This window comes from Rhizobium sp. S152 (assembly GCF_030380735.1).
In the GTDB taxonomy this organism is placed as follows: domain Bacteria; phylum Pseudomonadota; class Alphaproteobacteria; order Rhizobiales; family Rhizobiaceae; genus Rhizobium.
In genome coordinates, this window is the sequence record NZ_JAUDRZ010000029.1 from 47949 (window position 1) to 73945 (window position 25997).

The window sequence follows — 25997 nt, forward strand, 5'->3', positions numbered from 1 at the left end:
TCCCTGGGAGCGTCAGGCCTTGACGGCGCCGGCGATGCCTTCGACGAAGTAACGTTGAGCGAAAAAGAAGAACACGATGACTGGCAGTAGCGAAATGGTGGCTGCCGCCGCCATGCCTGACCAGTCGGTTTCATTGGTGCCGACGAAGGCCAGCATGCCCACCGGCAGAGTTCGCAATTCGGGCGTGCCAAAAGTGAAGACCAGCGGAACCAGGAAAGCGTTCCAGGCGGCAAGGAAGGTCAGCACTGTGACGGTCGCGGTGACAGGGCCAGCCAGTGGCATCATGACGCTGAAGAAGATGCGCAGAAACCCTGCCCCATCCATCGTGGCGGCCTCTTCGAGTTCGCGCGGCAGGCCGCGGAAATAGCCTGCATAAAGCAAGATCGCCGCCGACTGCCCGCTGCCACCCAGCGCCAAAATGATGCCCCCGTGACCGTTAAGCAGGCCGAGCGCATTGGTGAGATCGACAATGGGGACGATGGTGAGACCTGCGGGCACGACCAGTGTTGCTCCCAGAACGCCGATGACGAATTTGCGGCCGACGAATTGATAACGGCCGAGTACATAGCCGGAGAGCGCTGTGTGCAAAACAACTAAGGCGACAGTGCCGACAGTCACGATGATGGTGTTGAGCATGTAGGTTGAGAAGCCCGCCTGCCCCCACGCGCGGATATAGTTACTCCAGACCGGCGTGTTGGGCAGCAGGTTGAGCCCCTTGGAGAATATCTCAATCGGCGTCTTCAGCGAGGCCGAAACCAGCCAGAGAAAGGGATAGATCCAGACGAGGCAGAGCGCGGTGAGCGCAGCATAGCGCAGAATTGTCCAGCCCCTTGGCCGTCGATTGACGAGGCGTTTCATGCGTCGTGCCTCCTCTTGCGGACCTTGCGCAGCAAGATCAGTTGTAGGCCGGCAAAAAGGATAAAGCTCAGTCCGAAGAAGATGGCTGCCGCCGAGGAATAACCGAGCCGTGGCATGTTGGAGGTAAAGGCCTGCCGATAGACGAAGATGTCGATGACTTCGGTGGCGTAGAACGGGCCGCCGCCGGTCAGCGTCAACAGCAGATCGAACACATTGGTAGCCTCGATCACCGTGATCAGGGTGATGATGATGGTGAACGGGGTCAGCAACGGCAAAGTAATGGCTCGAAACCGGTCCCAGGCTGAAGCACCGTCAAGTTCGGCGGCCTCGTAAAGATCGGGCGGAATGGTCTGCAGGGCCGCTAACCAGTATATCAGCGTGATGCCCAGCCACTTCCAAACCCAGATGCCGACAGCGCTATAGAGCGCAAAGCCGGCATTGCCGAGGAAGTTGAGCGGTTGCGAGAGGATATGGGAATTGAGGAGCACGATATTGAGCGGCCCCCTCGTGGGGTCGAGTACATAGCGCATGACCACGCCAACGATGGCCGCAGTCGTCACGACAGGCAGAAAGATCGCGGTACGGAAGACCCGCACCAGCGGAAAATGAGCGTTGAGGACCACGGCGAGTATGAGTGCCAATCCCACCCGGCAAGATAAGGCCGTACTTGCCGCCTGTCGTGTCAGCCAACGCAGCCTTGCGCGCTTCATCCCAAGTGGCAGGGCCAACGTCCGGATCCACCCCTGCCGCCTGCACGCCTTCCTTGAAGAACCAGAGCGTGGTCGAGGTTTGTCGAACGGAAAAAATGGGGAAGGTATAGAGTTTGCCGCCGAAGTTGGTGAAGCCTTCGACCAAGGCCTCCCGCTGGAACGGCTTGTCGAAGGTGAAACTGTCGGCAAGGGGCTGGAACCAGCCGGCCGCCTGCAGCGAATTGACGGTCGCAGCATCACCGTTGGGCACGTTGAAGACGTCGGGCAATTGGTTGCTGCGAAAGGCGAGCTGCAACGACTGCATCATGTCCGACGGATTGCCCGGCGTGTATTCGACCTTGGCAGGATTGGTAGCGGCAAAATCGGCCCAGACCTTTTCGTGTAAAGGGATAAGCGGTTGGAACATGTCCCACCACTTGATGGGAGTTGCCGCAGCCTGCGCAAACCCGCTCTGCGGCAAAAGGCCGGCTGCCCCGACCATAGCCAGGCTCTGCAAAAACGTGCGGCGGCCAACGCCGGAAACCGGCGCAGCATAACGTTCCGAAGTGCTCATTTTCCTCTCCCTCGCCATCTCCCGGATGACGGTGTGTGCTGACCTTACTCCATTTCGGGGCCGACGCGCTCCTCCAGCGCATACAGAGGCTGCCAGTTATTTATAACTGTGTCAAGCCTTGGTAAGTTATGTATAACTTGACGAAGTTGACTGATCGCTCGGTTTTCTTTCGTGACAAGCTGCGGTATCTCGTGGATGTGGAGGCCAAATGAACAGACGAAAAACTGAGAAAGCCAGCGCGCGACCGACCATGAGTGATGTCGCCAAGCTTGCCGGCGTCAGCCAGGCCACCGTGTCCATGGTGCTCAATGGGACCGGTGGCACGAGAGTCACGGAAAAGACGCGCATGCTCGTGCGCGCAGCAGCCAAGCAATTGGGATATCGGGTCTGGATGCGCGCATCGGTGGGCAGCGGCGGCCTGCAGGCCATCGGCTTCATCATCGACGACAGCACCTCCAATCCTATTGTCAACAAGGCGATCGACGCGGCTCGCCAAATCGCCTGGGAGAACGGTGCCGTCCTTGTCGTTCTTCCGACGCAGAACGATGAACGCCTTCGCACGGCCGCACTCGAACTTCTCTTTGCCCATCGCGTCGTCGGCGTCGTATTCGCTGCCTTTTTCACCCGCGAATATAGCCTGCCGCAAAAACTGAGTTCGGTGCCAGTCGTGCTCATCAATTGCCACACGAAAGGCGACATTGCCCCCGCCATCCTACCTGCACATACGCTGGGAGCAGAAACGGCGGTAAGACATCTGACGACAGCCGGACATAAACGCATTGCCTTCATCAATGGCGAAAGCTGGATGGAGGCAAGCAAGGATCGGCTGCGCGGCTATCGACGCGGTCTTAAGACGGCTGGTATCGGGTTTGACGCTAGGCTTGTCCGTTCTGGCAACTGGACACTTTCGGGCGGGCGCGAATGCACCATAAAACTGCTCGCCCTGCCAGAACCACCAACGGCTATCTTCTGTGCTAGCGACGAAATGGCTATCGGGTGTTATGAAGCGATCAAGGAAGCCGGACTTACCATTCCTGGCGATATTTCGGTGATTGGCTTCGATGACATAACTTCGTCCCGCCACCTCGAGCCGCCGCTTACCACCATACTTGTGCCGCATGACGACATGGGTCGGAGAGCAATCACCCATCTCTTTGCCAAGCGTGACAGCGACAGGCAAAGCGAGATCATTACCGGGCGGCTACAGATCGATTGCCCTCTCCTGGAACGGGCTTCGGTCGGCCCTCCCAATGGAATTGCCACATCGTAAATCCCTGCCTCAACTCATCGGCGCCCATGCAAAGCTTAAGGCCTGGATTGGGTCGCTGCCTCACGGATCTGAGCTGCCGATCTAAGCACATTTGTCAAGAAAGGCTCGAGCTTCCGGGCGAAATAGGCCTCGCAACTGTGACGACCCAGGTGACTGACGCGAACAGTCTAATATCTCTTGCTCCCCCATCTCGCCGGGTTATAGCTGAGATGGAGATTTTCGTCGCGTGGTTCAATCAATCCGGGCTGGGGGGCAATTTCCACTTCAAGCTTTGACGCGTTCGGCAGTGGGCCATCTTTACTTTGAAAGCGTACATCCTTTTGAGGACGGCAACGGTCGAATTGGCGCGCGCTCGCTGAGAAATCCCTGGCGCAAAACATAGGGCAGCCATGCCTCATATCACTCGCCTTTACAATTGAAAAAGAACGCAAGGCCTACTATTCCCAGCTTGAGCACTGATTGGGTCATTTTCTTCGCGGAAACTATCCTGAACGCTCAGCGCGTACGCTTCAGCGCATAGATTTCTTCATTCAGAAGCTAAGTTCTACGAACGCTTTCGAGGCCGAACGAGCGGCAGGAAAAGGTAGTTGCTCGCATCTTCAAGGAGGGCACTACAGGCTTCAAGGTGGGGCTAAGTGCAGAAAACTATATCTCGATCACAGACACTTCCCGCGCCACAGCGACACGCGACCTTCAGCAACTCGTGGAGATTGGTGCGCTTACGCGTAGGGACGAACCTCGGCGTACCCGATATTCGCTTTTGTTCCAGAAGTAGGTACTGCAAGTTTAATCAAAGCCACCAAGATCACTATTTAGGTGAGCGATTGATTGTTCGAAACCTTTCAAGGGCTGGGCTTGCAAATCTACAAAAATTCCGAAGCTATTGAAAAGATTGAGAGGAAGGAATGGGCTTGATATCCGATACCGTGCATGTCGTCCTGTGGAGCGCCCTGTGAAAGTCGGGCAATCCCATCCAGGCTACAAACGCATCTTGTTTGTCACGGTGGCGCACAGCCACGTAGCGGCCGATCGATTAGGCAAATCCGGCGCAACGCCCAAGCAATTGAATGAACATGGCGATTGGCAATAGGATCGCAACCTTGGAGAGAAATATAAGATGTCGCCTATTCTGAATATGGTGGTGATAAACATGTATAGATAGAGAAAGTGATATCACAAAAAACTTGGTAATGATGATGTATAGTAAGTTTTACATAAAATTAAGCCATTCTTTCCGATTGTGTATTCAAGGAAGCATTTTTTACCTTATGTCTCGGGAGATTAGAAATGAGCGCATTCATTCGCATTCCTTCTGAAGCCAATCGTGTTCTTGAGGCCGTCGCTCGCTCGCAGGCAATCATTGAATTCGATCTGTCAGGTAAAATCCTCACCGCCAATGAAAATTTCTGCAAGACGGTCGGGTATGAACTCGCCGAAATCATTGGACAGCATCATCGCATTTTCGTCGAGCCAGCCGAAGCATCGTCGCAAGAGTATCTTATGTTTTGGCAGCGGCTTGCAAAAGGCGAACATGATCAAAGGCAGTATAGGCGGATTGCAAAAGGGGGTCGGGAAGTTTGGATAGAAGCGTCATACAACCCCGTCCTTAAAAATGGAAAGCCATACAAGGTCGTGAAATTTGCGACCGACATTACCATAACCAAAATCAGCGAGGCGACTGCGAGCGGCAAGCTCGACGCGCTTTCTCGGGCGCAAGCGATCATCGAATTCACTCCGGACGGAATAATCCAGACGGCGAACGAGAATTTTCTCGCTGTGGTCGGATACCATTTGTCCGAGATCGCCGGAAGGCATCACTCAATGTTTTGCGATCCAGAATACGCGAAGAGCAAGGATTATGATCGCTTCTGGCAGGAACTGCGCGCTGGCATGTTCGTCGCTAACGAATTCGAGCGCGTTGCCAAGGCAGGGAACCGCGTTTTCATTCAGGCGTCCTATAACCCGATATTCGACATGAGCGGGCGAGTTTTCAAGATTGTCAAGTTTGCAACCGATGTCACTTCTAGAGTGGAAAATGTCGGCCGCCTCGGCCGCGCTCTCAAAGAACTCGCTGAAGGTGACCTCACCCGAACAATCGATCACCATTTCATAGATTCACTTGAAAGCCTACGTGAGGACTACAATGGAGCAGCGGGCAAGCTTCGGGCGGCGATGTTGTCGGTGACGGCAAATGCGCGAGCGATCGCCGCTGGATCGAGAGAGATTGGCGCGGCAGCCAACGACTTCTCAAGAAGGACGGAACAACAAGCAGCCTCGGTCGAGGAAACGGCAGGCGCCGTTGAGCAGATTACGAAGACAGTCTTGGAATCAAGTCATCGCGCTGGCGATGCAGGTGAATTGGTCGCAAAGGCGCGTGAAAATGCAGAGCATTCGGGAACAGTCGTTCGCAAGGCGGTCGGCGCGATGACGGAGATTGAGCGGTCGTCCCAAGAGATATCGAGCATAATTGGTGTAATCGATGACATCGCGTTCCAGACTAATCTCTTGGCGTTGAATGCCGGCGTCGAAGCAGCGCGAGCCGGTGAGGCCGGAAAGGGATTTGCGGTTGTGGCGCAAGAAGTTCGTGAGCTCGCCCAGCGTTCGGCAAGTGCTGCAAGGGAGATCAAGATGCTTATCAACACCTCGGCGCAACACGTCCGTGCCGGCGTAGCACTTGTCGACCAGACCGGACAGTCGCTCGAGCAGATGGTCTCGCAGGTGCAGGCGATCGACGCAAATGTATCCGCGATAGCGGAAAGCTCTCGCGAACAATCGATGAGCCTTAAGGAAATTAACCAAGCCGTAAATGGAATGGACCAGGGAACGCAGCAAAATGCAGCAATGGTCGAACAATCCACTGCAGCGAGCGTGGCTTTGGCGCGGGAAGCAGAAGCGTTGTTTGCTCTGATTAATCAGTTCAAGGTGGGCAGCGATGCGTCTTCGAATGCGAATGCACCAGCGCCTATACCGTTCGCGCGCCGGGCCTAACGCGTCGGCTGAGCGATGCCGGATCCGAAACAGGGTTCGGCAAGGTTCATTGCCAAATTTCATTTCTTCTCCAAGCCCACAGCACGAGTGTACTAGGTTGATCAAACTGATCCTGAAGAGCCAGCTGAGAACAGGAATGTACGTTGAGTCCATAAAGGGGGAATGGGTTAACGGTGGTCCGGCCGCTCGTCGACTCTTGCTCAAGTCAGATCATGAGGTAGCTCGGCTAAAAGCAGGAAATTTTGAGGGCGTCTTCATCAACACCGCGCTCGGTATTGATGTGGCCAACGCCGTTCAAGCGGCTGTGCCAACGGCCGATCTGGCTGCCGTCGAGCACGCGATCAAAGATGCCGTCAGGAATCTTCACATCGCATTTGAAGGCGCCATCAAAGCCAAGTCAGTTTCGTTGGGGGCGTTCGAACCGGTGGTCGCGACGCTCAAAACAACGGTTCAGCGCCACCCAGCTCTCTTGATCGGCATGACACGGCTCAAGAGCAAAGATGACGTCACGTTTGTGCATTCCGTTGCGGTGAGTGCACTAATGATGCATTTTGCCGATGCCCTGGAACTCGATGAGGCCACCACAAAAAACCTTGGAATTGCGGGTCTCTTGCACGACATTGGAAAGCTCTCTATCGCTTCCGAAATTCTGAACAAGGCCGGCACACTTGGAGCTGACGAACGCCGAGTCATCCAGGACCATCCGATTAAAGGCCACGAGATACTTAGAGATGCGGAAGGCGTTCCGCCCGTGGTACTGGACATATGTCGCCATCATCATGAACGTCTCGATGGGTACGGATACCCCGATAGACTTTCCGGCGAAGCTATCAGCAAATTCGTAAGGATGAGCACGATATGCGACGTCTTCGATGCGGTAACATCTGTCAGGCCATACAAAAAACCGTGGACGACCGCCCAGGCTATAAGATGGATGCTGAGCGCGGATGGAGTGTTCGACCGTAAGCTACTGTGGGCATTCGCTTGTAGTTTGGACCTGCCTTCCGAGACAGTCTTGGCTGACTGAGACGCGCCGGAGAGGCTGTTGTGTCAGAGACGGCGCGAAAGGGAGTTGCCTTAGCCATCCTAAGGCATTCGAATGCGTCCAGCTTGGTCGAGATCGACGGTGAAGCCCACATAGACGAACGTGGCTATCTTGCCGAGACAATGCCTCAGTCGTCTCTCTGCTCCCGAACCGACCTGTACAAATCTCGTCGCGGACATTTCGATCACAGGCAGTCTGTGCAACGGCCACCCATCGCTTGATGATCAGCTTCGCCGCCCAAGCATGTTCGGCCTTTAATACCATCCATCCCGACCTTGTGTCTAGGAAACCGGCAGCAGGGTGGGCCTCGGAAATAGTTCGCTGAGTGCTGTAACAAACACACCCGGAACGCCGTAGTTGCCCTTGACGTTGCACACCGAAAAATTGAGCACGATCATGGCGACACTCGACGACTTCAGCGAAACACCGCCTGCTCCGCTCAAAAGGATATTCATCCGACGCCACTCCGTCGTGACCTGCATCACGCATTGGATCAACGCCCTTTGTCTCAGGCACTTGCTGATGAGCGGCCTGCACATCTTCTACGCACATCCGTCGCTCTACCGGGGCCAGTACAGTGCCGAAGCCGATCCGTCCTGGCTATCAATCGAGGGGGTCGGCGAGGACCTGGGAATCGCGCACGGTGCGCCACTGCGGCTGAGGGTCGCGGCATCCTGGCTACAAGCACGCGAAATACCTGATGCGGATCGAAATCAGTGTCAGCTTTGCCTCGCTATGGGGAGGCAAGGGCGGTTTCTGGGAGGATCGTGGCTATGAATGGTACGCGGGAATTTGACGAGCTCTCGGGCAATCAAGCCCTTATGGAGGAGAAGACCATGTTGAAGTGTACTCTGGCTGCCATCGTTCTGGCATCGGTATCGGCAGTGCCGGTCCTCGCGGCGGAGACTATGATGATGGCGAAATGCGACGATGCATCGATGATGAAGATGCAGGCGCAGATCGACGGCATGAAAGACCCGATGATGAAGGAAAAGAAGGAAATGGCTGCCAAGGAAATGATGATGGCCCATGATTCCATGGAGGCGAAGAAGATGGATGATTGCAAGATGCACATGGACAACGCCATGAAGAGCATCGGTAAGATGTGATGCTTGCATCGGGGACAGGTGGTCTAGTTGCCACCTGCCCCCGTTTTCATCAAAACACTCTTGGTTTAGAGCGGTATTGACTTTAAGGGGGGTGTCGCCGAGACGAAAAACGTCAGTGCAAGATCGGCAAACTGCCTCGGACTACAACTGTCTGAACTTGGCTCGCATCAATCAACTCGCATCGCGGCGGTCTATACCGTGTCTGCGATCACGAAGCCGTCCAGCGCTCGGTCCAGGATGATCGCCTGCGGATCAACCGCCCTGACTTTCGAACCGGATGGCCCGTCCCATAACCGCTCCAGCATTGCAGACGTCGACTTCGACGTTCCAACGATGAGCGCGGACACAGACCCGTCGCCCTCGTTCCTTACCCAGCCTGTCAGTCCGAGCTGGACCGCTTCGTCGCGGGTCCATGCGCGATAGCTCACTCCCTGGACTTTTCCTGTTATCCTGACGTGAAAGGCAAACAGATCGACACTCATGAGGTCTCCTGATTGAACTCTCGATCTCGTATAAGATGCTGCTCGAGGTACAAATGGCAAGCGCGTGAGGATGCTGTCGTGGCAGGCGAGATCGTCATCGTTGGAGCGGGCCCTGCAGGACTTGCCTGTGCAGCGGCGCTGCGCGTTCGAGGGCGCGCCTCCATCATCCTCGAGGCGGCCGATCGTATTGGCGCGTCTTGGCATGGTCACTACGACAGGCTGCATCTTCATACATCAAAGGCTCACTCCGCCTTGCCAGGGCGGCCGATGCCCACATCGTTCCCTCGGTATCCGTCTCGGCTGCAAGTTATCGAATATCTGGAGGAGTATGCGTGCGCCGAGCAACTTCATATCCGGATACACAAGAGGGTCACGTTCGTCCAACGGGAGGGCAACTGGGTAGTAGGCATCGATGACGGAGAGAAACTTCGAACGAATGTGGTCATCGTCGCGACTGGATTGTCACACACGCCCATCAAGCCTCGTTGGGCGGACGAAACGTCGTTCGATGGCGTCATTATGCACTCCTCGGAGTACCACAATGCGGCAGCGCTGAACGGGCGCAAGGTACTTGTCGTGGGTTTTGGAAACTCTGCCGGGGAAATCGCCTTGGAGTGCGCCTCTGCAGGACTCACCGTCGCCATGTCAGTCAGGGGAGGGGTCAATGTCGTGCCGCGGGAATTGCTTGGAATACCTAGCGCTACGATTGCGATCGCGCAACGATATCTACCGTCGCGCGTCGCTGACGGATTGAACGCACCACTGCTTCGCTTGCGGTATAGTGATCTCGCTTTTCTCGGACTAAGACTAGCAGACAAGGGTCCGTTGAGGACGATGGTCGAGCGTGGGCGTACGCCACTGATCGACATAGGAACCATCGCCGCGATCAGAAAAGGCGATATCAGGGTGTTCCCGGGCATATCCAGCGTCGCCGGGTCGACCGTCCAGTTCGAAAACGGCCAGTCGTTCGAATGCGACGCGATCGTGCTCGCGACGGGCTATGTTCCAGCGCTGAGTGGTCTGCTGCCTGACATTGTTAAGAGGTTTCCGGAAACGTCGAGGCCAAATAGAGGTGATCTCCATCCGCATGGCGATGGCTTGTATTTCTGCGGTTTCAATCCCGCCGCGGCGGGATTGCTTAGGCAGATCGGCATCGAGGCGGACGCCATAGCGTGTTCGATTTTGCGGCGCCTCGGCTAGCGTGCCACTTCGCTATCGGCGAGAGGCACGTTGGCTAAGGGTCGAGTAGAGGGCGGTTTCGACGTGTATGAGCCTACCGGGCACATGTGGCAAGCTATTCACAAATGGGCTTACTTTGCGATTGCGTCTGCACCGTTTCAAGGGCGGGACGTCGATAAATCAAAACGGGGTACGGATGCGTACCTCATGAATGTGGCCAAAGACAAAAGGCCGAGGCGCGACGCACACGCGAAGTCCGACCGCAGTGCTTCATAAACATGATTGTTCCGGGTTTGCGGCAGCGCCCATTTAAGAACTTGTGTGTTATGTGGCATCTCCCCCATTAGCTTATTTGCGGTCGGCGGCCATGACCGGAGAATTTTCTGTGGAACCAATGCAACGACGTCTGCAACGGGTTACATAGGATTGGCGCGCGCGACTGGCGACCTTCGACGTCATCCCGCTCGAAATCCAGCGACTTCAAGGATGAGGACAATCGCTTTCCAAACCCCTAAATTCTGAGCATATCTCACTTTCTGGTTACGTGTTAAAGTCCTCGCTCTCTGGGGGAGAGAGCGGAAAATGGATCATATTAAAGAGCTTTTGATTGGACTGCGTGACCGCGCCTCACGCATCGACGCTCCGATGCTTGTCTACTTGTTGGACATGGCGATAGTTGAAGCCGATGACACCATTCGTGGCGCGCCGACCATCGCTGGCCGAACGGATAAGACACGTGGCGATATCGCTTCATCTTTAGTGGAGCCGAAGAAAACATAGCTCGAGCGAATCCTCACTGCTTAGGGGTGTTTTACGGTGACGGCATCGCTCGCCCATGGTAGATGTTCCGCCAATGGTAGAAATCCACCGCGCGGGCTCACCCACACAAATCGACATGTTCTCGGCACTACCTGAGGGCAAGACTTGTCGCGAGCCTTCGGGCGCGCGATTTCGTCACGACACCATGAGCGAGCAACAGATGTTGGCCTATCTGCAGGCAACGGGCCGCTACCGCATTTTGCGAAAATTGGATCCTCGCCCGATCGCTTTCAATCTCAGGCCTGGATTTCCGCTGCGGGGTGTCATCCTCGATACCGAGACTACCGGGCTTAGCAGTCGCAAGGACGAGATTATCGAGATCGGAGCGATCGCCTTTACCTTTGATGAGAGTGGCATCGTCGGTGACGTAGCGGGGATCTATGGAGGCCTGCAGGAGCCTAGCGCCTCAATACCAGCGGAGATCACGAAGCTCACTGGCATTACAGACGAGATGGTGGCCGGGCAACTGATCGATATCCAGGCGCTGAGAGCGTTGGTTGATCCTGCTGATCTGATCATTGCGCACAATGCCAGTTTCGACAGGCCGTTTTGCGAGGCTTTTTCGCCTATGTTCTCGGATAAGGCATGGGCCTGCTCCAATGCCGAAATTGACTGGTCGGCTCGCGGCTTTGAGGGAACGAAGCTGGGCTACCTCGTCGGCCAAGCAGGTTTTTTCCATGAGAGCCACCGCGCTGTGGATGACTGCTTTGCCCTGCTGGAAGTGCTGGATCGGGCTAGCGAACTCGACCGAGCGACGCCTTTTGCTGAACTCTATGAATCGAGTCAGCGGTCCCGTGCGCGAATCTTTGCGGAAAACAGCCCTTTCGACCTCAAGGACCATCTGAAAGCACGCGGTTATCGTTGGTCTGACGGCAGCGAAGGTCGTCCAAAATGCTGGTGGATTGAGGTGGATGAGGCCAGCGTGGAAAGCGAGCTTCGCTATCTTCGTACGGATATTTACCGCTACGATGCCGATCCACCCATTCGGTACCTCACCGCCTTTGACAGGTTCAAGGCGTAGCTGTTTGCATCGACAGCAGACATCCGCGACAGCCCAGGCCGGGCCCTGCTTGGCGGATCCCTCAGCAAGAAGTTCAAGTAGACAGCAGCGATTGTCGGCGGTTTGATATCGGATCAGAGCATCAACAGCAATTGATCGGTCTGAAGGCCATCTGTTCGTTCAAGCGAGGATAGGGTCACACCGAGCAAACGCACGCCCTTTGCCGACGGGAAGATGGGCTTGATCAGTGAGTCGATGGTCTCCTCAATCGCGCTTGCCGATAAAAACGATCGTTCTCCTGTCCTGGCCCGCGTGATTTGTGTGAAGTCAGCATATTTCACCTTCAAGGTGACCGTCTTCGGCCGGATAGCGTTGACCTCGCAATATCGCCAAACCTTGGCGATCAGTGGCCGCATTCCTTCGAGTGCCGGATCATAGCTATGAATATCCTGGGCGAACGTGTCCTCGGCGCTTATGGATTTGCGAACTCTGTCCGGCTTGACGCGGCGTTCATCGACACCTCGGGCGACGCCGTAAAAGTAGGGGCCAGCCTTTCCAAAATGCTGCGTCAGGAACTGCAGTGACTGGGCCTTGAGGTCGGCCCCCGTCTGGATCCCCAGCCGGTGCATCTTCTCGGCCGTGGCTGGCCCGACACCATGGAATTTCCTTACCGTCAGCCCGTCGACGAAAGCAGGGCCATTTCTCGGCGTGATGACCGCCTGGCCGTTCGGCTTGTTGAGGTCGGAGGCCATCTTGGCGAGAAACTTGTTGTAAGAGATGCCGGCCGAAGCATTCAGCCCTGTGACCGCCTTGATCTTCGCGCGGATCTCCAGCGCGATCTCGGTGGCGATCTTCATATCTTTCAGATTCTCGGTGACATCGAGATAGGCCTCGTCAAGCGACAGTGGCTCGATCAACGGCGTGTATTCGGCAAAGATCTCACGGATCTGCTGCGAGACGGCGCGATAGACCTCGAAGCGTGGCGTCACAAAAATCAGATCAGGGCATTTGCGGGCGGCCGTGACCGAAGGCATCGCCGAATGAATACCGAATTTTCGGGCTTCATAGCTGGCTGCAGCAACCACGCCGCGCGCGGCAGCTCCACCGACCGCCACCGGCTTTCCGCGCAGCTCCGGGTTATCGCGCTGTTCCACCGACGCGTAGAAGGCGTCCATGTCGACGTGGATAATCTTTCTGATGGTCGCGGCAGCCATAACATCCATCGGTGCAACCTCAGGCGGGACAGCCATGATTGGGTCCGCGCTTGCCGCCCGGCCCTATGACGTCCTCCCAGTACCTGGTCTCGGTTTCGTCGAACTCTTGGGCCAATTCCGGATAAGGGCGGGTGTCGTCTCGCAGTTCGACCCAGGGATCCTGGACTGCCCGACGAAATTCAGGTTGCGACATCGACGATCTTGCGGGATCTAGTTTGAGCCAGCTCATGTCCATATTCTTTTCTTCTGTATAGAACAAAATAAGAACATCTTTGGCGAGAGTCAAATGGCACAATGTCGATTGAGAACTGCCGTGATCACAAAAGCATTGCCTGCTGAAGCGGTTCGCCGTCTTTTGCAGCGATCGATGATCCGTATGGCTCGCGAGACGATACGATCAGCACCTCGTCCGGTAGCGGCCGCGCCAGGCGCATCGCCTCGTCCCACGGCGCCCGCATCCACACGTCGGTCTCCTCCGGCGTCAGCAGCAGCACCGGCATCGCCTTTTCGTGGATCGGCTTCACCAGATCGTTCGGTTCCGCCGTGAGGAAGCCGTAGAGGTCATTGATGGTCAGCCCGTCCGTCACCCTCCGGACGCTCTGCCATTGCGGCATATGAATGCCGGCGAAGAACATCAGCGGCTTTGCCCCGTCACGGGCGAACCACGCATTCGGCACTTTGCCGCCGTCCTCCTGGCTAGCGGGGTCGGGCTCTGCGAAGCTGGTGACCGGCACGAGGCATCGATGCTCGACGCCGAACCACCGCCTCCAATGGGGCAGGTTAAGCTTGCGAATATTGGTGACGCCGCGGTCTGGCTCCATGCGAATGAGCTCGTTCATATCGATCGCCTGACCTTTGGCTTTGAGTTTTACGGCGCGGGTTTCCGCCGCCTTCTTCTGGACGAAGATCGGGGAGGGGAGGCCCCACCGCGCGTGGACGAGCTGCTTGCGGCCATCGGCTGTATTGCGGATGATTGGCCCTATCTGGTCCGGGTTCATCTGGTAGGACGGCATCATGTTGATCAGGCTTTCGACGTCCTGCGCCCATTTGCTGACCCAGTCCTTGTCTTCCATTCGATATAGATTGCACATCAGCGCCCATCGCCTTCCAATAGAACCGGGGGCTAACTTAGCGGATGTCGTGCCGATCGCCAGTCGATCGAGACGTCGGAATTGCCCTCTCACTCGCGCAATCCTTGCTAAAGTCGGCTCAGCTTCCTGTCGCCGGTCAAGGTTCGATTTCCGCTCGGCTGCCGGCTTTGCTGCCAGACGCTGCCGGCGTAAAACTGGACGGGCCTAGGACTATTCGCTATCTCCAGGTCCCACAGTTCGGCCAAACACGTGGTCGATTATCCAATCATCTCAAAGAGGCTACGGATTGAAGAAAGTACAACGCACATTCACGATCGAGTACAAATCCGGTCGCCGCAAAATCGGCGCGCAGCCCAGCTCGATCTGGGGCAATGTGGACCTTAAGTCTGCCGCTCGGGCGGTTGAAGCCGAGGGGATTCCGTTTCTCTCGCCCAATCCTCTCAAGGAAGCCTCGGCACAGGACACTTCTGTGCTGCCAGATAGTCAAAGGGATTTGACCCGTCTGGTGGAAAAGGCAGAAATCCCGACAAATGGCCAAGCGATGCCTTCCGCAATTGAAGCGGGGCCAGTCACCCAAGTTGAGGGGCCTGCCATCGTGGAAGACGTAACTTCATCCCCTAAGCAGCATCTTCTCGATATTGTTCATCATGAGCCAAAGCCGGACGTGGCAGCAAAGGCTTCCATCGGCACCAACAGTGCCCGCCGGTTGAACAAGCGGCTTGGAAGGACAAACAAGTTTGCGAGCGACGACATCGACCAACGCAAGACCGTCAACCGTGCGCCGAAGAATTTGCGAGAGACAACGGTTGAGTTGACTTCAGCCAGTGACGCACGGGTGGACCTAGCGGAGTTGGAGACTGAGAACCGGCGATTGCGCGTGCTGTTGGCCGAAAAGCTTCGTGCGGAGAATGCCATCCTGCGCTCGATGCTGCAATGCAACTGACATAAAGCGATTGGCACTTCAGGCGTATCGCCTTCTCGGGCCGGCGACCGCCACAGTGAGGCTGAAGCTCAAATATTTGGTCAGTGCGTCGAAGGGCTCTGATCCCCTCGCGAGCTAAAAGCTGCCGAAAAGATGATTGTTATGCGCCGGTGCCGTTTTTTTGCAGCAGCCCTTTCTTCTCTAGGTCTTCGGCAATCAGGTTCTCGATATATGAAGCTACCGAGCGGCGCTCGCTCTTGGCGGCTGCCTTTACGGCCTCACTCAACTCCGGATCGACGCGAATGCCTATTGCGGCAGTCTTCGCCATTCTTTCCCTCAAAAATCAAAGTTTGCAATCTACGAACATTTATCGCACTTCGGCGTTGACCGCCATGAAATCAATCAATATACAAATACTAACAAACGCTAACAATTTGAGAAGCTAACACTCGCGCCGGTACAGTAGCGCGGCGTTTCAGGTGAGCCGCACAGTTGAGTTCGCCGCATCGCTGGCCAGTATAATGGATCGGAATAGAACTGCATTTTTCCCTGATGTGCGCCCAAGCGACCGCATCGGGCTGATCGTTGCGCAGAAAGGCGCCTCTATTGGAGGTTGTTCAGTGCATCCAAGCTGATGTGCTCAAATGGAGGATCGGGCGAATGACCAATTCGCAGCACGCAGTCGAAACAACGCGTCGAAGCTTCCTGACAGGCGCAGCCGCATCGATCACTGAGGCAGCGGGAGCTGGTCGGATCGCACGGGGCGGGAACGGCGTTGGTGACGCCGATCCGGTTGTGTCACTGTGGCAGGAATGGCTGGTGGCGCACAAATCCTTCGGCGAAGCCTGCCGTCGGCAGCAGACGCTTGAAACGGAAATGCTTCGCGAACTCCGCAGTTTTCCGAGAGTTAAGATCGTGTTTTCCGAGGACGAGGGATTCGTCTGGGCGTACACCGCAGAAGAGATCGATCGCCTTCTGCCGAACTCCAGAAACGAGGACGTGCGACGGAAGGCATGGGCTGAATTAGCAACACAAAACCTCGATTGGAACGCGGTCGATGTTCGCATCGGATATTCCAAAGCCAAGGAGACTGAAGCGGAAAACGCTGACCGGGAGGATGAGCTATCCGATGCACTATGGGGCGCTGCACCCCAGTCGTTCGCCGGCATCGCAGCAAAGCTGCATTGCGTTTTGGAGACGGAGGATCCAGGCTCGGGTTTGCAGGAAGCGCCGTGGCCGCAGCTGCGCGCTATTCTTGCCGATCTTGTGCGGATTGCGACACCTGGCGATTGATTGTCCAGGCACTCTTTAGCCGTTGCGGAAGACGTTAGCGCTGTCCCAATGGTGAAGCGTTCCGTTCGCCGTTCCGGCAGGAACTGCATCTCCGCAATTACGGTCGTTTGCGGTTATATGACATTCGCGGCGTCAGCCGGGTCCGCAAGCGGCTCTTGCCCCCAATGCAGACGGTCGGGTGTTTCCCTAGTTTCGGCTCTCAAGAGAGCGATTGAGTGTCCGAAGCGACACCGATAACCAGTTCGTAGGCCGTGCTGCGGCCGCCAGCTTCCCCTTTGCGCAGGATGCCTTTTGCCAAAAGGTCTGCGATGTCACGCGACGCGGTGTCCTGGGATGCGTTCGTCAATTTCGCCCATTTGGTCGATGTGAGCTTCCCTTCGAAATTCCCCTCCAGCAACCGATTGAGAACCTTGGCCTGTCGGGGATTGAGGTCGCGCGCGACATGGGTCTGCCAGAACGCATTCTTCAGCATGACATTGTCGAGAGTTAGAAGGGCGGCGCTCAGCGCACTGCTTAGACGATCGAGAAACCATTGAATCCATTTTGTGATATCGAGGTTCTCCTGGGCGGTCACTGATTGCAATGCTTCGTAGTACCCGGCACGCGATTTCTCGATTGCTGCGGACATGGAATAAAGCCGTTGAGCGCCCCCGCCACCGCGCGCAAGGACCATGTCGGCAATCGCGCGGGTTATCCGGCCATTGCCGTCGCCGAACGGATGGATGGCGACGAACCACAAATGCGAGATAGCTGCCTTGAGGAGAGGATCCATCTGCTGTGATCCATTGAACCAATCGAGGAATGCCTTCATCTCTGCCTCCAGGCGATCGGCCGGCGGCGCGACATAGTGCACCTTCTCATGCCCGAAAGCTCCGGACACTATTTCCATGCGGCCTCCGGAATCGTCACGCCAATCGCCTACGCGAAGTCGATGTCCCCATTCATTGCGACCGGTGGGAAATAGCGCGGCGTGCCACTGAAAAAGACGTTCCGATGTTAAAGGTTTGAAGCAGTCAATCGTTGCGTCGAGTGTTATGTGAACGATTCCATCGATCGAGCGGCTGGGCGTCACGAAGCCATCGATATCAATACCAAGTCGTCTAGCCAATGAGGATCTGACCTGTTGCTCATCCAGCCTTTCCCCCTCAATCGCTGACGATTTTACGACGTCGTCCGTCAGCGCCCGCAGGAATGTTGTTTCACGAGTTCGAAAGCCGAGGCTCTCTACGCGACCAATAAGGCGGCCCTGGTCAAGGCGCACGTTTGCGAGCGAGGTCGCAAGCTCGTCTGATTGCCATTCAAAACTTGGCCAATTTGGAGACTGCCAAATATAGGTCATACTCCATGATTGAGACTTGATGCGGAGAATAGCAAGCTTATTCTCCGCAAACATGCGGAGTAAAATCGTGTTATCTCCGCAACCCTTCAAAAAAAGTCATATGGAGAGTTCGACAAGAACAGTGTGACGATCTCAGCTTTATCCCCGAATCCAAGCGGATTGTAATTTGAGCGGGCAAGAGCGGAAAAAATTCTCAAGGTAGCTAGCTGCCTGATTCCGATAACTATTCGCCGAATTTTCAATCATCAGGATAATATTCCCATCCCTTCGGTTGCTTGACTCTTCGCTGCGGCAGGAACAGAAACAGAACATCCGCATTTGTCCAGCATGATGCTGGTCCAAAATCTCCTCCACACGACCTTGAAGAGAGCCGTGAACGATGACTGCTGCCCGAGTCCGAGGGATATCGGATGTGATCTCAGATCTGCGTGGGCGGATCTCAACGATGGAAGGCGTATCGGCCAGGAAAGCCGGCTGTCTTGCCTTCGGTGTTCCCGAGATCGATGCGATCCTGCCCGGCGGTGGGCTGGCCTACGGCGCATTGCACGAGTTCGCCGGTGGCGGGGCAGGGACTGTTGACGGTGCTGCCGCAGCATTGTGTGCCGCCGGCATCGCCGCGCGAACCAAGGGCCCGATCGTTTGGTGCCTGACCCGGCCCGACCTGTTCTTCCCCGCCCTGGCACAGGTTGGTCTTCATCCCGACCGGGTGATCTTCGTCGAGTCCGACAAGGAAGAGGACGTGCTTGCCAATATGGAGGAGGGCTTGGCCTTCGGTGGCCTCGGCGCCGTGGTCGGCGAACTCGTCCGATTGCCAATGGTCAGCTCCCGGCGGCTGCAGCTTGCCGCGGAACGCACGAGCACGATGGCGCTCGCGGTGCGGCGATGGCGACGGCAGACGGAGGCAAACGACTTTGGTCAGCCGACGGCCTCGACGACACGGTGGCGTGTCAGCGTCATGCCGTCCGAGGACCTTCCGGTGCCTGGCGTCGGTCGGGCGCAGTGGTTTCTGGAACTGATGCGCGTGAAAGCGGGTGAATGTGCTGAGTTTCTCGTAAGGGCATGTGATGACAAGGGTCGTATCGATCTATCTCCCGGATCTGCCGACCGATCGGATCAGACGCGACGATCCCACAATTCCGGCTGAGCAGGCAATCGCGGTGATCGCCAAAAGCGGTTCGAAACGTTGGGTATCATCAGTGGATACGGCTGCGCGCAAAGCCGGCCTGCGTGTTGGCATGCCGGCGGCCAAGGCCCAGGCGCTGTTTCGCGGACTGATGCTGGTCGATGCTGAGCCTGATGTCGATGCGGCGGCACTTGAACGGATAACGCTATGGGCGCTCACCCAATATTCCCCAATCGTTGCCGTCGACGGCACTGATGGCATCGTGCTCGACACGGAAGGCGCCGATCATCTTCAGGGTGGCGAACTACCCATGGTCACGAAGATCTCCAACCAGTTCCTGGCGCGCAAGCTGACAGCGCGCGTTGCGATCGCCGACACCTGGGGTGCGGCGCACGCCTGTGCGCGGGCGATCAGCCGCGAGACCGTCATCGTACCTGTTGGCAAGACCGTTGCTGCCGTCGAAAAGCTGCCGATCACGCTCTTGCGGCTACCGGAGAAGATCCTCAGTGATCTCCGCACGCTCGGCTTCCACACTGTTGGCGAGTTGGCCAATACCCCACGCGCGCCGCTGACGCTGCGTTTCGGACCGGAAATCGCCCGACGCCTCGACCAGATGTTCGGCCGCGTCGCAGAGCCGATCGATCCGATCCGAACGCCAGAGCTGATCGAGGTCACAAGAGCCTTCGCAGAGCCAATCGGGGCTGCCGAGACCATCGACAAATATGTCGGCCGCCTGGTCGTACAGCTGATTGGCGAGCTGCAGAAGCGCGGTCTGGGCGTGCGCCGCGCCGACCTGATCGTCGAGAAGGTCGACGGCAGCAGGCAGGCGATCCGCGCCGGAACGGCCAAGTCCGCCCGTGATGTCGCCTGGCTCACCAAGCTGTTTCGTGACCGGACGGAAAAGATCGAGCCTGGCTTCGGGATCGAGAAATTGACGCTGGTTGCCGTCATGGCTGAACCGCTCGAGGACATGCAAAGGGTCTCGTCCCTGGTCGAAGACGACGTGAGGGATGTCACGCCGCTGATCGACATTTATGGCAATCGCGGACAACGGGTCTATCGTGTGGCGCCGGTTGCCTCCGATGTACCCGAACGCTCGGTTCAGCGCATTGCCGCCGCCTCGGATCCACTCGAATTCGCATGGGTCGGTCATTGGCGCCGGCCAGTCCGCCTTCTGCCGCGCCCGGAACTGATCACCGCCATCGCCCTAATGCCGGATCACCCGCCGGCCTCGATTGTCTGGCGCGGCCGGCGGCGAAAGGTCAAGCGTGCCGATGGTCCGGAGCGCATCTTCGGCGAGTGGTGGCAGCGCGACGCCGAGATGGAGGCGGTCAGGGACTACTTCGTCATCGAGGATGAATCCGGCGAACGGCTCTGGGTGTTTCGAGCAGGTGATGGTGTTGATCCCGAGACCGGTGACCATCGCTGGTTCATGCACGGGATATTCGCATGAGCTATGCCGAGCTCCAGGTCACGACACATTTCTCGTTTTTACGCGGAGCGTCGTCTGCCAACGAGCTCTTCACCCGGGCAAAAGAGCTTGGCATCGAGGCGATCGGGGTCGTCGATCGAAACAGCCTGGCCGGTATCGTCCGCGCACTGGAAGCGTCTCGCGCCACCGGCCTGCGACTGGTCGTCGGCTGCCGACTCGATCTTGTCGATGGCATGTCGGTGCTGGTCTATCCGACCGATCGCGCCGCCTATTCCCGGCTGACGCGCCTGATTACCCTTGGAAAGAGCCGGGGTGGCAAGAACAATTGTATTCTCCATTGGGACGACGTCGTCGCCTATTGCGACGGGATGCTCGGCATTCTGGTGCCTGATCTCGCTGACGAGACCTGCGCCGTGCAGCTGCGCAAGCTGGCCGAAATCTTTGGCGATCGTGCCTATGTGTCGCTCTGTCTGCGCCGGCGGCCGAACGACCAGCTGCGCCTGCACGAGATCTCCAACATGGCCGTGCGGTTCAAGGTCAAAGCCGTGGTCACCAATGACGTGCTCTTCCATGAACCGGGTCGACGACAGCTGCAGGATGTCGTCACCTGCATCCGTCATAAGACAACGATCGATGACGTCGGCTTCGAGCGCGAGCGGCACGCCGATCGCTATCTGAAACCACCAGAGGAAATGCAACGGCTGTTTCCGCGTTACCGGCAAGCGCTGGCGCGGACGATGGAGATCGTGCGGCGTTGCACGTTTTCGCTCGAGGAGCTGACCTATCAGTATCCGGAGGAAGCGATTGTACCAGGCAAGGACGCCCAGTCCTCGCTAGAGCACTATGTCTGGGAATGCGTGCCCGATCGTTACCCGGAAGGCCTCCCGCCGGATGTCCTGAAGATCGTGCGCCACGAGCTCGACCTCATCCGCACCATGAAATATGCGCCCTACTTCCTGACCGTCTTCTCGATCGTCCGGTACGCTCGCAGTCAGGGGATCTTGTGTCAGGGTCGCGGTTCGGCCGCCAACAGCGCGGTCTGCTATATTCTCGGCATCACCAGCATCGATCCGATAAACGGCAACCTGTTGTTCGAGCGCTTCGTCAGCCAGGAGCGCGACGAGCCGCCTGACATCGATGTGGATTTCGAACACGAGCGCCGCGAAGAGGTCATTCAATGGATCTACCGGACCTATGGCCGGGAGAAAGCAGCGCTTTGTGCCACCGTCACGCGCTACCGAGCCCGCGGCGCCATCCGCGATGTCGGCAAGGCGCTCGGGCTGCCTGAAGACGTGATCAAGGCGCTTTCCTCAGGCATGTGGTCCTGGTCGGAAGAGGTCTGCGATCGCAATGTCCGCGAACTCAATCTCAATCCGGAGGATCGGCGTCTCGCCCTGACCCTGAAACTGGCACAGCAACTGATGGGGGCCCCGCGCCATCTCGGCCAGCATCCTGGCGGCTTCGTCCTCACTCATGACCGGCTCGATGATCTCGTTCCAATTGAGCCGGCGACCATGAAGGATCGACAGATCATCGAGTGGGACAAGGATGATGTCGAGGCGCTGAAGTTCATGAAGGTCGATGTGTTGGCCCTCGGCATGCTCACCTGCATGGCCAAGGCCTTCGAGCTCATTCGCGAGCACAGGGATCAATACATTGATCTCGCAACGATCCCGCAAGAGGATCCAGCGACCTATGCGATGATCCGCAAGGCAGACACGCTCGGGACCTTTCAGATCGAAAGCCGTGCCCAGATGGCCATGCTGCCGCGACTGAAGCCGCGGACCTTCTATGATCTCGTCGTGCAGGTCGCGATCGTTCGCCCCGGGCCTATCCAGGGTGACATGGTCCATCCCTATCTGCGTCGACGCGAAGGCAAGGAGGAGGTCGTCTATCCGACGCCGGAACTTGAGGCGGTTCTTGGCAAGACGCTTGGTGTGCCGCTATTTCAGGAAAGCGCCATGCGGGTCGCCATGGTCTGCGCCGGGTTCACCGGCGGCGAGGCAGACCAGCTGCGCAAATCCATGGCCACCTTCAAGTTCACCGGTGGTGTGTCGCGCTTCAAGGACAAGCTCGTGTCCGGCATGGTGAGGAACGGCTACACCCATGAGTTCGCCGAGAAGACATTCAGCCAGCTTGAGGGGTTTGGCTCCTACGGCTTTCCGGAAAGCCATGCGGCGTCCTTCGCCTTGATTGCCTATGCCTCGAACTACATCAAGCGCCATTTCCCGGAGGCATTCTGCGCGGCGCTGATCAACAGTCAGCCCATGGGGTTTTACGCGCCAGCCCAGATTGTCGGCGACGCTCGAGCCCATGGCGTCGAGGTGCGTCCCGTCTGCATCAACCGGTCTCGGTGGGACTGCACCCTGGAGAGGATCGGCAATAGCGACCGGCATGCCGTCCGGCTGGGCTTCCGGCGGGTCAAGGGCTTGGCGGTCGCCGATGCTGCCCGCATCGTCACGGGTCGCATGAACCGCGACTTCCAGTCGGTCGATGACACCTGGCGCCGGTCCGGTGTCCCCGCTGAAGCTCTCGTTCAGCTCGCCCAGGCGGATGCCTTCCTGCCGTCGTTAAAGCTCGAGCGCCGCGATGCGCTCTGGGCGGTCAAGGCATTGCGCGACGAACCCCTGCCGCTGTTTGCCGCGGCCGCTGAGCGCGAGATGCAGACCATCGCCGAACAGCAGGAGCCGGACGTGGCGCTTCGGCAGATGACCGATGGCCACAACGTCATTCAGGACTACAGCCATACCGGGCTGACACTACGCCAGCATCCAATTGCCTTCCTGCGGCAAGACCTGCAGGAGCGCAACATCATCACCTGCAGCGAGGCGATGAATGCGCGCGATGGACGATGGGTCTATACAGCTGGCCTCGTCCTCGTGCGCCAGAAACCAGGGTCGGCCAAGGGTGTAATGTTCATCACCATCGAGGACGAGACCGGGCCGGCCAACATCGTGGTCTGGCCAACGCTGTTTGAGAAACGTCGCCGCGTCGTGCTTGGATCCTCGATGATGGCGATCAATGGGCGGATTCAGCGGGAAGGGGAGGTGGTGCACCTGGTGGCGCAACAGCTGTTCGATCTATCGGGCGATCTTTCGGGGCTGGCAGATCGCGACACCGAGTTCAGGTTACCGACGGGCAGGGGTGATGAGTTTGCGCATGGCGGTGGTCCCGATCCACGCGATACGCCGAAGCCGGTCGTTCAGGCGCGGGATATGTTTGTCCGCGATCTCCATATCGACACGCTGAAGGTGAAGGCGCGAAATTTTCATTGAAATTCAAAGATGAAATTGCGGGTCCGCGGTTCATATCGCATCACGGCGTGATGATGAGTGTGAAACTCATTGAGCAGTCGCCTTTGAACAAACGTGGCGCTTAAATTCGTGCTGCAGGTGTCGAGTGCGAAGAGATCAAGACACTACAACGTTGAAACGCACGGACGATCAGACGATAGCTATCGCGAAGTCGTCCAAGATTTGCGCCACTTCATCTCGAAAATCCAGCAGCGGTCAGGCAGTCGTTACCCTTAGTTTTGTAAGCGCGCGATCGAACAGGACAACATTGGTTTCGCCATTCAAGCGAGAATCGTAAATGATCCCATCGGGTTTCTCGTCGTGAAGCCAGAGTGCTCTTGACCATTTCTGCCCGAGTTCGTGCGAAGCGGCACGGGCGGCATCAGTTGGAATCCTCATCCGCAGCATATTGTCCGAGCGCAGGTCCGCCAGCCGAGTAGGTTCAATGGTCGCGACAGAGGCGCAGGATGCCTCGAGAAGTTCCCCCATGCCGATAGGGAAGGTGCCCTTTGATCCGATTGCGCGCTCGCGCAAGATCGCTTCTGCGAAGCAGACCTTGATGCTGCTGCCGAAATAAACGACGCCGAAACGTTCAGGAGGAGTGAGGGCAATTTCAGGATCACTGAAGCGGCTCGATCCGAAGCCGTACCCAAGCGGATCGGGATACCGGCTTTGGTAGAGCCGGTACCACGATGCCACAGAGGTCAGTTCATGAATCACCAGTTCGCGCGAACCAAAGTCAGTTGGCGGAAGCAGGTTCGATGAGTTGCTCAGGAGAAATCACCCTTGCCAATCGAGTATGCTGCTCCCACTGCGTCTTCGATCCTACCGGCGCGCAGCATTTCGAGACCTGTTCGACCGCCAAGGCTACCGCTTTCCTGCAAAAGGAACCGGTACACCGCCCAAGGGTGCCCGTTCAAAGCCTCAAATAGTTGCGCGAGGCCACCAAGCAGTTGGCCGTCATCTCCAATCTGCCATTTTGGAAACCGCACGCCTCGCTTCGCTCCTTCGAGCCCGAGAACCTCGTGGCGCTTGCGCTTTTTGTTCACCGTCTCGCGTGTCGAGCCAATCTCATCGGCAAACTCGTCTGCAGACAACATCTCGGGCCGTTTAAGGATCTCAGCGACACGCTCGCTTCCGCGCCGCTTTGCGGCCGCGAGGGCTATATCCAGTGCGTCCTTTTGTGGTGTGATTTCCTCGATCTCGATTTCGGGTTCTTCGTCCGAGGATCGAATGACATATGTCACACGAACAGTGCCACCTGTGTTCTTGGCGCGTTTGACGCCTTCGGAAACGCCAGAAAGCACTCGCGCGGCGGTCGCACGGGCCGCTGCTTTTTTCTCGAAGAGTGGCTCCCATTTACCAGCATATCCGGTAATTAGATTGCCGCGACGCTCGGTGCGCTTGCGGGAACCACCCTTCTTATCGGTCATGGCCATAGGGCACCTCCGCATAGAATATGGCGCATCTCGTCAGGTTCGTCAACTTCGTCAGCCAAATTAGAGCTCTGTACTACTCGTAGTGCAGAGCCATTGATCCAGAGCTAAAGTTGCCACTCGTTTCTCATCCGCTGTGCTCCTTATCAAGCTGCTTGCCAAACCTCATTTAGAACTCTGGCTGCCAGGGCTGCCTTGTCCTGCGGCAGAAATCTCCCGTAGTGTTGTTGAATCATGTCTGGCGTGTCCTGGATTGCGTAACTTGCCTGCTCATAGGATCCGGTAAGCTTCAGAATATGCGTTGCGAGCACATCGCGCACATTATGCGGCCCATGCGGCAATAGTCCTTTGATTGCTCCGCGACCTGTGTATGGGTTGTAAATTCCGTAGCGCTGGATCACGAGCCGCCACGCTTCGTAGAAGGTCGTCTGGTTGTATGATGCATCAGTGCTGCTTAGCTTCACCGTTTTCACGAAAAAGGTTCTTGGGTCATCCGCCTCGCCAGAGCGTCAACTGCAGCTGGTCGGCCTGAATGACATCTGTCTGTTCGAGCGAGGACAGGGTCACACCTAACAAGCGCACGCCCTTTGGTGGCGGGAAAACAGGCTTGAGTAGAGAGCCGATGGTCTCCTCGATCTCGCGGGCCGACAGGAATGGCCGCTCACCCGTCTGGGCCCGCGTGATCTGCGTGAAGTCAGCGTACTTCACTTTCAAAGTGACGGTTTTCGCCCGTATGGCATCGGACTCGCAATATCGCCATAAAATGCGGCGTAGAGGGTCGATGGTTCGATTCCGCTCAAGAGCATTTTGGATCTAACGAATAGGCGGAAGACCGCCGCAG

At 57.1% G+C, this 25997-nt stretch carries 23 protein-coding genes and 3 pseudogenes; 14 read left to right on the plus strand and 12 right to left on the minus strand.

Annotated elements, in window-relative coordinates; genetic code table 11:
* Nucleotides 1-12: 12 nt before the first annotated feature.
* Both QTL95_RS24420 and QTL95_RS24425 read right to left on the minus strand, forming a co-directional pair.
* Nucleotides 13-858, minus strand: coding sequence for a carbohydrate ABC transporter permease (locus tag QTL95_RS24420; RefSeq protein WP_289722501.1), 846 nt, complete (start codon nucleotides 856-858; stop codon nucleotides 13-15).
* On the minus strand, nucleotides 855-1805 hold the full coding sequence (locus tag QTL95_RS24425; RefSeq protein WP_442981351.1) for an ABC transporter permease subunit: 951 nt from the start codon (nucleotides 1803-1805) through the stop codon (nucleotides 855-857). Before QTL95_RS24425 ends, QTL95_RS24420 begins: the two co-directional genes overlap by 4 nt.
* Before the next feature lie 524 nt (nucleotides 1806-2329).
* On the opposite strand from QTL95_RS24425, the gene QTL95_RS24435 reads away from it, so the two are divergent.
* From QTL95_RS24435 to QTL95_RS24450, 4 genes and pseudogenes are all read left to right on the plus strand, one after another.
* Nucleotides 2330-3391, plus strand: a complete 1062-nt coding sequence (locus tag QTL95_RS24435; protein WP_289722503.1) for a LacI family DNA-binding transcriptional regulator — start codon at nucleotides 2330-2332, stop codon at nucleotides 3389-3391.
* Nucleotides 3392-3570: 179 nt separating this feature from the next.
* Nucleotides 3571-4166 (plus strand): annotated as a pseudogene (locus QTL95_RS24440) (Fic family protein); the annotation flags it as partial.
* A gap of 512 nt (nucleotides 4167-4678) precedes the next feature.
* On the plus strand, nucleotides 4679-6379 hold the full coding sequence (locus QTL95_RS24445) for a methyl-accepting chemotaxis protein (RefSeq protein ID WP_289722504.1): 1701 nt from the start codon (nucleotides 4679-4681) through the stop codon (nucleotides 6377-6379).
* Nucleotides 6380-6476: 97 nt separating this feature from the next.
* Nucleotides 6477-7406, plus strand: a complete 930-nt coding sequence (locus QTL95_RS24450) for an HD-GYP domain-containing protein (RefSeq protein WP_289722505.1) — start codon at nucleotides 6477-6479, stop codon at nucleotides 7404-7406.
* Between the two features lie 299 nt (nucleotides 7407-7705).
* On the opposite strand, the gene QTL95_RS24455 is transcribed toward QTL95_RS24450, so the two are convergent.
* A complete protein-coding gene (locus QTL95_RS24455) occupies nucleotides 7706-7879 on the minus strand; it encodes a hypothetical protein (RefSeq protein ID WP_289722534.1) in 174 nt (57 codons plus the stop codon).
* A gap of 163 nt (nucleotides 7880-8042) precedes the next feature.
* On the opposite strand from QTL95_RS24455, the pseudogene QTL95_RS24465 reads away from it, so the two are divergent.
* Together QTL95_RS24465 and QTL95_RS24470 are read left to right on the plus strand one after the other, a co-directional pair.
* Nucleotides 8043-8220: pseudogene (locus QTL95_RS24465) on the plus strand (molybdopterin-dependent oxidoreductase); the annotation flags it as partial.
* Nucleotides 8221-8260: 40 nt separating this feature from the next.
* Nucleotides 8261-8533 (plus strand): hypothetical protein, encoded by a 273-nt coding sequence (locus QTL95_RS24470; RefSeq protein WP_289722506.1) that lies wholly within the window; start codon nucleotides 8261-8263, stop codon nucleotides 8531-8533.
* A 191-nt stretch (nucleotides 8534-8724) separates the two neighbouring features.
* Here QTL95_RS24470 and QTL95_RS24475 read toward each other — a convergent pair whose 3' ends face one another.
* Nucleotides 8725-9015 carry an acylphosphatase gene (locus QTL95_RS24475; RefSeq protein WP_289722507.1) on the minus strand — a complete coding sequence of 97 codons (291 nt, stop codon included), beginning with the start codon at nucleotides 9013-9015 and terminating at the stop codon, nucleotides 8725-8727.
* Between the two features lie 78 nt (nucleotides 9016-9093).
* Between QTL95_RS24475 and QTL95_RS24480 the strand changes: the two genes are divergently transcribed.
* The 3 genes from QTL95_RS24480 to QTL95_RS24490 all read left to right on the plus strand — a co-directional run bounded on the left by QTL95_RS24480 (nucleotide 9094) and on the right by QTL95_RS24490 (nucleotide 12034).
* Nucleotides 9094-10215 (plus strand): flavin-containing monooxygenase, encoded by a 1122-nt coding sequence (locus QTL95_RS24480; RefSeq protein ID WP_289722508.1) that lies wholly within the window; start codon nucleotides 9094-9096, stop codon nucleotides 10213-10215.
* Between the two features lie 561 nt (nucleotides 10216-10776).
* The gene (locus tag QTL95_RS24485) at nucleotides 10777-10974 is read left to right on the plus strand and encodes a hypothetical protein (RefSeq protein ID WP_289722509.1); all 198 of its coding nucleotides are present in this window, start codon (nucleotides 10777-10779) and stop codon (nucleotides 10972-10974) included.
* Between the two features lie 73 nt (nucleotides 10975-11047).
* Complete coding sequence (locus tag QTL95_RS24490; protein ID WP_442981350.1) at nucleotides 11048-12034, plus strand: 3'-5' exonuclease; 987 nt, start codon at nucleotides 11048-11050, stop codon at nucleotides 12032-12034.
* A 113-nt stretch (nucleotides 12035-12147) separates the two neighbouring features.
* Here the strand turns inward: QTL95_RS24490 and dinB are convergent, their stop codons facing one another.
* Nucleotides 12148-13236: a DNA polymerase IV gene (gene dinB, locus QTL95_RS24495; RefSeq protein ID WP_289722532.1), complete on the minus strand. Its 1089-nt coding sequence runs from the start codon at nucleotides 13234-13236 to the stop codon at nucleotides 12148-12150.
* Between the two features lie 308 nt (nucleotides 13237-13544).
* Nucleotides 13545-14318, minus strand: coding sequence for an SOS response-associated peptidase family protein (locus QTL95_RS24500; protein WP_289722510.1), 774 nt, complete (start codon nucleotides 14316-14318; stop codon nucleotides 13545-13547).
* A gap of 286 nt (nucleotides 14319-14604) precedes the next feature.
* On the opposite strand from QTL95_RS24500, the gene QTL95_RS24505 reads away from it, so the two are divergent.
* A complete protein-coding gene (locus QTL95_RS24505) occupies nucleotides 14605-15261 on the plus strand; it encodes a transcriptional regulator (protein ID WP_289722511.1) in 657 nt (218 codons plus the stop codon).
* Between the two features lie 139 nt (nucleotides 15262-15400).
* Here the strand turns inward: QTL95_RS24505 and QTL95_RS24510 are convergent, their stop codons facing one another.
* Complete coding sequence (locus tag QTL95_RS24510) at nucleotides 15401-15568, minus strand: hypothetical protein (RefSeq protein ID WP_289722512.1); 168 nt, start codon at nucleotides 15566-15568, stop codon at nucleotides 15401-15403.
* A 332-nt stretch (nucleotides 15569-15900) separates the two neighbouring features.
* On the opposite strand from QTL95_RS24510, the gene QTL95_RS24515 reads away from it, so the two are divergent.
* Nucleotides 15901-16533, plus strand: coding sequence for a hypothetical protein (locus tag QTL95_RS24515; RefSeq protein WP_289722513.1), 633 nt, complete (start codon nucleotides 15901-15903; stop codon nucleotides 16531-16533).
* Nucleotides 16534-16732: 199 nt separating this feature from the next.
* Here QTL95_RS24515 and QTL95_RS24520 read toward each other — a convergent pair whose 3' ends face one another.
* Entirely contained in the window at nucleotides 16733-17872 is a 1140-nt protein-coding gene (locus QTL95_RS24520; RefSeq protein WP_289722514.1) for a Fic family protein, read from the minus strand.
* A 379-nt stretch (nucleotides 17873-18251) separates the two neighbouring features.
* On the opposite strand from QTL95_RS24520, the gene QTL95_RS24525 reads away from it, so the two are divergent.
* From QTL95_RS24525 to QTL95_RS24535, 3 genes are read left to right on the plus strand one after another with little or no spacing between them, the layout of a single operon-like run.
* Nucleotides 18252-19016 (plus strand): ImuA family protein, encoded by a 765-nt coding sequence (locus tag QTL95_RS24525; RefSeq protein WP_289722515.1) that lies wholly within the window; start codon nucleotides 18252-18254, stop codon nucleotides 19014-19016.
* On the plus strand, nucleotides 18937-20448 hold the full coding sequence (locus QTL95_RS24530; protein WP_289722516.1) for a Y-family DNA polymerase: 1512 nt from the start codon (nucleotides 18937-18939) through the stop codon (nucleotides 20446-20448). Before QTL95_RS24525 ends, QTL95_RS24530 begins: the two co-directional genes overlap by 80 nt.
* Nucleotides 20445-23702 carry an error-prone DNA polymerase gene (locus tag QTL95_RS24535; protein ID WP_289722517.1) on the plus strand — a complete coding sequence of 1086 codons (3258 nt, stop codon included), beginning with the start codon at nucleotides 20445-20447 and terminating at the stop codon, nucleotides 23700-23702. Before QTL95_RS24530 ends, QTL95_RS24535 begins: the two co-directional genes overlap by 4 nt.
* A 234-nt stretch (nucleotides 23703-23936) precedes the next feature.
* Here the strand turns inward: QTL95_RS24535 and QTL95_RS24540 are convergent, their stop codons facing one another.
* From QTL95_RS24540 to QTL95_RS24555, 4 genes and pseudogenes are all read right to left on the minus strand, one after another.
* Nucleotides 23937-24440 carry an RES family NAD+ phosphorylase gene (locus tag QTL95_RS24540; protein WP_289722518.1) on the minus strand — a complete coding sequence of 168 codons (504 nt, stop codon included), beginning with the start codon at nucleotides 24438-24440 and terminating at the stop codon, nucleotides 23937-23939.
* A gap of 50 nt (nucleotides 24441-24490) precedes the next feature.
* On the minus strand, nucleotides 24491-25159 hold the full coding sequence (locus tag QTL95_RS24545) for a hypothetical protein (RefSeq protein WP_289722519.1): 669 nt from the start codon (nucleotides 25157-25159) through the stop codon (nucleotides 24491-24493).
* Between the two features lie 143 nt (nucleotides 25160-25302).
* Nucleotides 25303-25659 (minus strand): annotated as a pseudogene (locus QTL95_RS24550) (hypothetical protein); the annotation flags it as partial.
* On the minus strand, nucleotides 25646-25969 hold the full coding sequence (locus QTL95_RS24555; protein ID WP_442981352.1) for a DinB/UmuC family translesion DNA polymerase: 324 nt from the start codon (nucleotides 25967-25969) through the stop codon (nucleotides 25646-25648). The gene QTL95_RS24555 and the pseudogene QTL95_RS24550, both read right to left, overlap by 14 nt.
* Nucleotides 25970-25997: the final 28 nt, after the last annotated feature.

What these genes read in the sequence shown, in the direction of transcription:
- QTL95_RS24435 (WP_289722503.1), top strand. Translation starts at nt 2,330, where the DNA reads ATGAACAGACGAAAAACTGAGAAAGCCAGCGCGCGACCGACCATGAGT.
- QTL95_RS24530 (WP_289722516.1), top strand. Translation starts at nt 18,937, where the DNA reads ATGACAAGGGTCGTATCGATCTATCTCCCGGATCTGCCGACCGATCGG.
- QTL95_RS24520 (WP_289722514.1), bottom strand. Translation starts at nt 17,872, where the DNA reads ATGACCTATATTTGGCAGTCTCCAAATTGGCCAAGTTTTGAATGGCAA.
- QTL95_RS24470 (WP_289722506.1), top strand. Translation starts at nt 8,261, where the DNA reads ATGTTGAAGTGTACTCTGGCTGCCATCGTTCTGGCATCGGTATCGGCA.
- QTL95_RS24515 (WP_289722513.1), top strand. Translation starts at nt 15,901, where the DNA reads ATGACCAATTCGCAGCACGCAGTCGAAACAACGCGTCGAAGCTTCCTG.
- QTL95_RS24545 (WP_289722519.1), bottom strand. Translation starts at nt 25,159, where the DNA reads ATGGCCATGACCGATAAGAAGGGTGGTTCCCGCAAGCGCACCGAGCGT.
- QTL95_RS24510 (WP_289722512.1), bottom strand. Translation starts at nt 15,568, where the DNA reads ATGGCGAAGACTGCCGCAATAGGCATTCGCGTCGATCCGGAGTTGAGT.
- QTL95_RS24535 (WP_289722517.1), top strand. Translation starts at nt 20,445, where the DNA reads ATGAGCTATGCCGAGCTCCAGGTCACGACACATTTCTCGTTTTTACGC.
- QTL95_RS24420 (WP_289722501.1), bottom strand. Translation starts at nt 858, where the DNA reads ATGAAACGCCTCGTCAATCGACGGCCAAGGGGCTGGACAATTCTGCGC.
- QTL95_RS24475 (WP_289722507.1), bottom strand. Translation starts at nt 9,015, where the DNA reads ATGAGTGTCGATCTGTTTGCCTTTCACGTCAGGATAACAGGAAAAGTC.
- QTL95_RS24485 (WP_289722509.1), top strand. Translation starts at nt 10,777, where the DNA reads ATGGATCATATTAAAGAGCTTTTGATTGGACTGCGTGACCGCGCCTCA.
- dinB (WP_289722532.1), bottom strand. Translation starts at nt 13,236, where the DNA reads ATGGATGTTATGGCTGCCGCGACCATCAGAAAGATTATCCACGTCGAC.
- QTL95_RS24525 (WP_289722515.1), top strand. Translation starts at nt 18,252, where the DNA reads ATGACTGCTGCCCGAGTCCGAGGGATATCGGATGTGATCTCAGATCTG.
- QTL95_RS24455 (WP_289722534.1), bottom strand. Translation starts at nt 7,879, where the DNA reads ATGAATATCCTTTTGAGCGGAGCAGGCGGTGTTTCGCTGAAGTCGTCG.
- QTL95_RS24500 (WP_289722510.1), bottom strand. Translation starts at nt 14,318, where the DNA reads ATGTGCAATCTATATCGAATGGAAGACAAGGACTGGGTCAGCAAATGG.
- QTL95_RS24425 (WP_442981351.1), bottom strand. Translation starts at nt 1,805, where the DNA reads ATGCTGCGACCGTCAATTCGCTGCAGGCGGCCGGCTGGTTCCAGCCCC.
- QTL95_RS24490 (WP_442981350.1), top strand. Translation starts at nt 11,048, where the DNA reads ATGGTAGAAATCCACCGCGCGGGCTCACCCACACAAATCGACATGTTC.
- QTL95_RS24445 (WP_289722504.1), top strand. Translation starts at nt 4,679, where the DNA reads ATGAGCGCATTCATTCGCATTCCTTCTGAAGCCAATCGTGTTCTTGAG.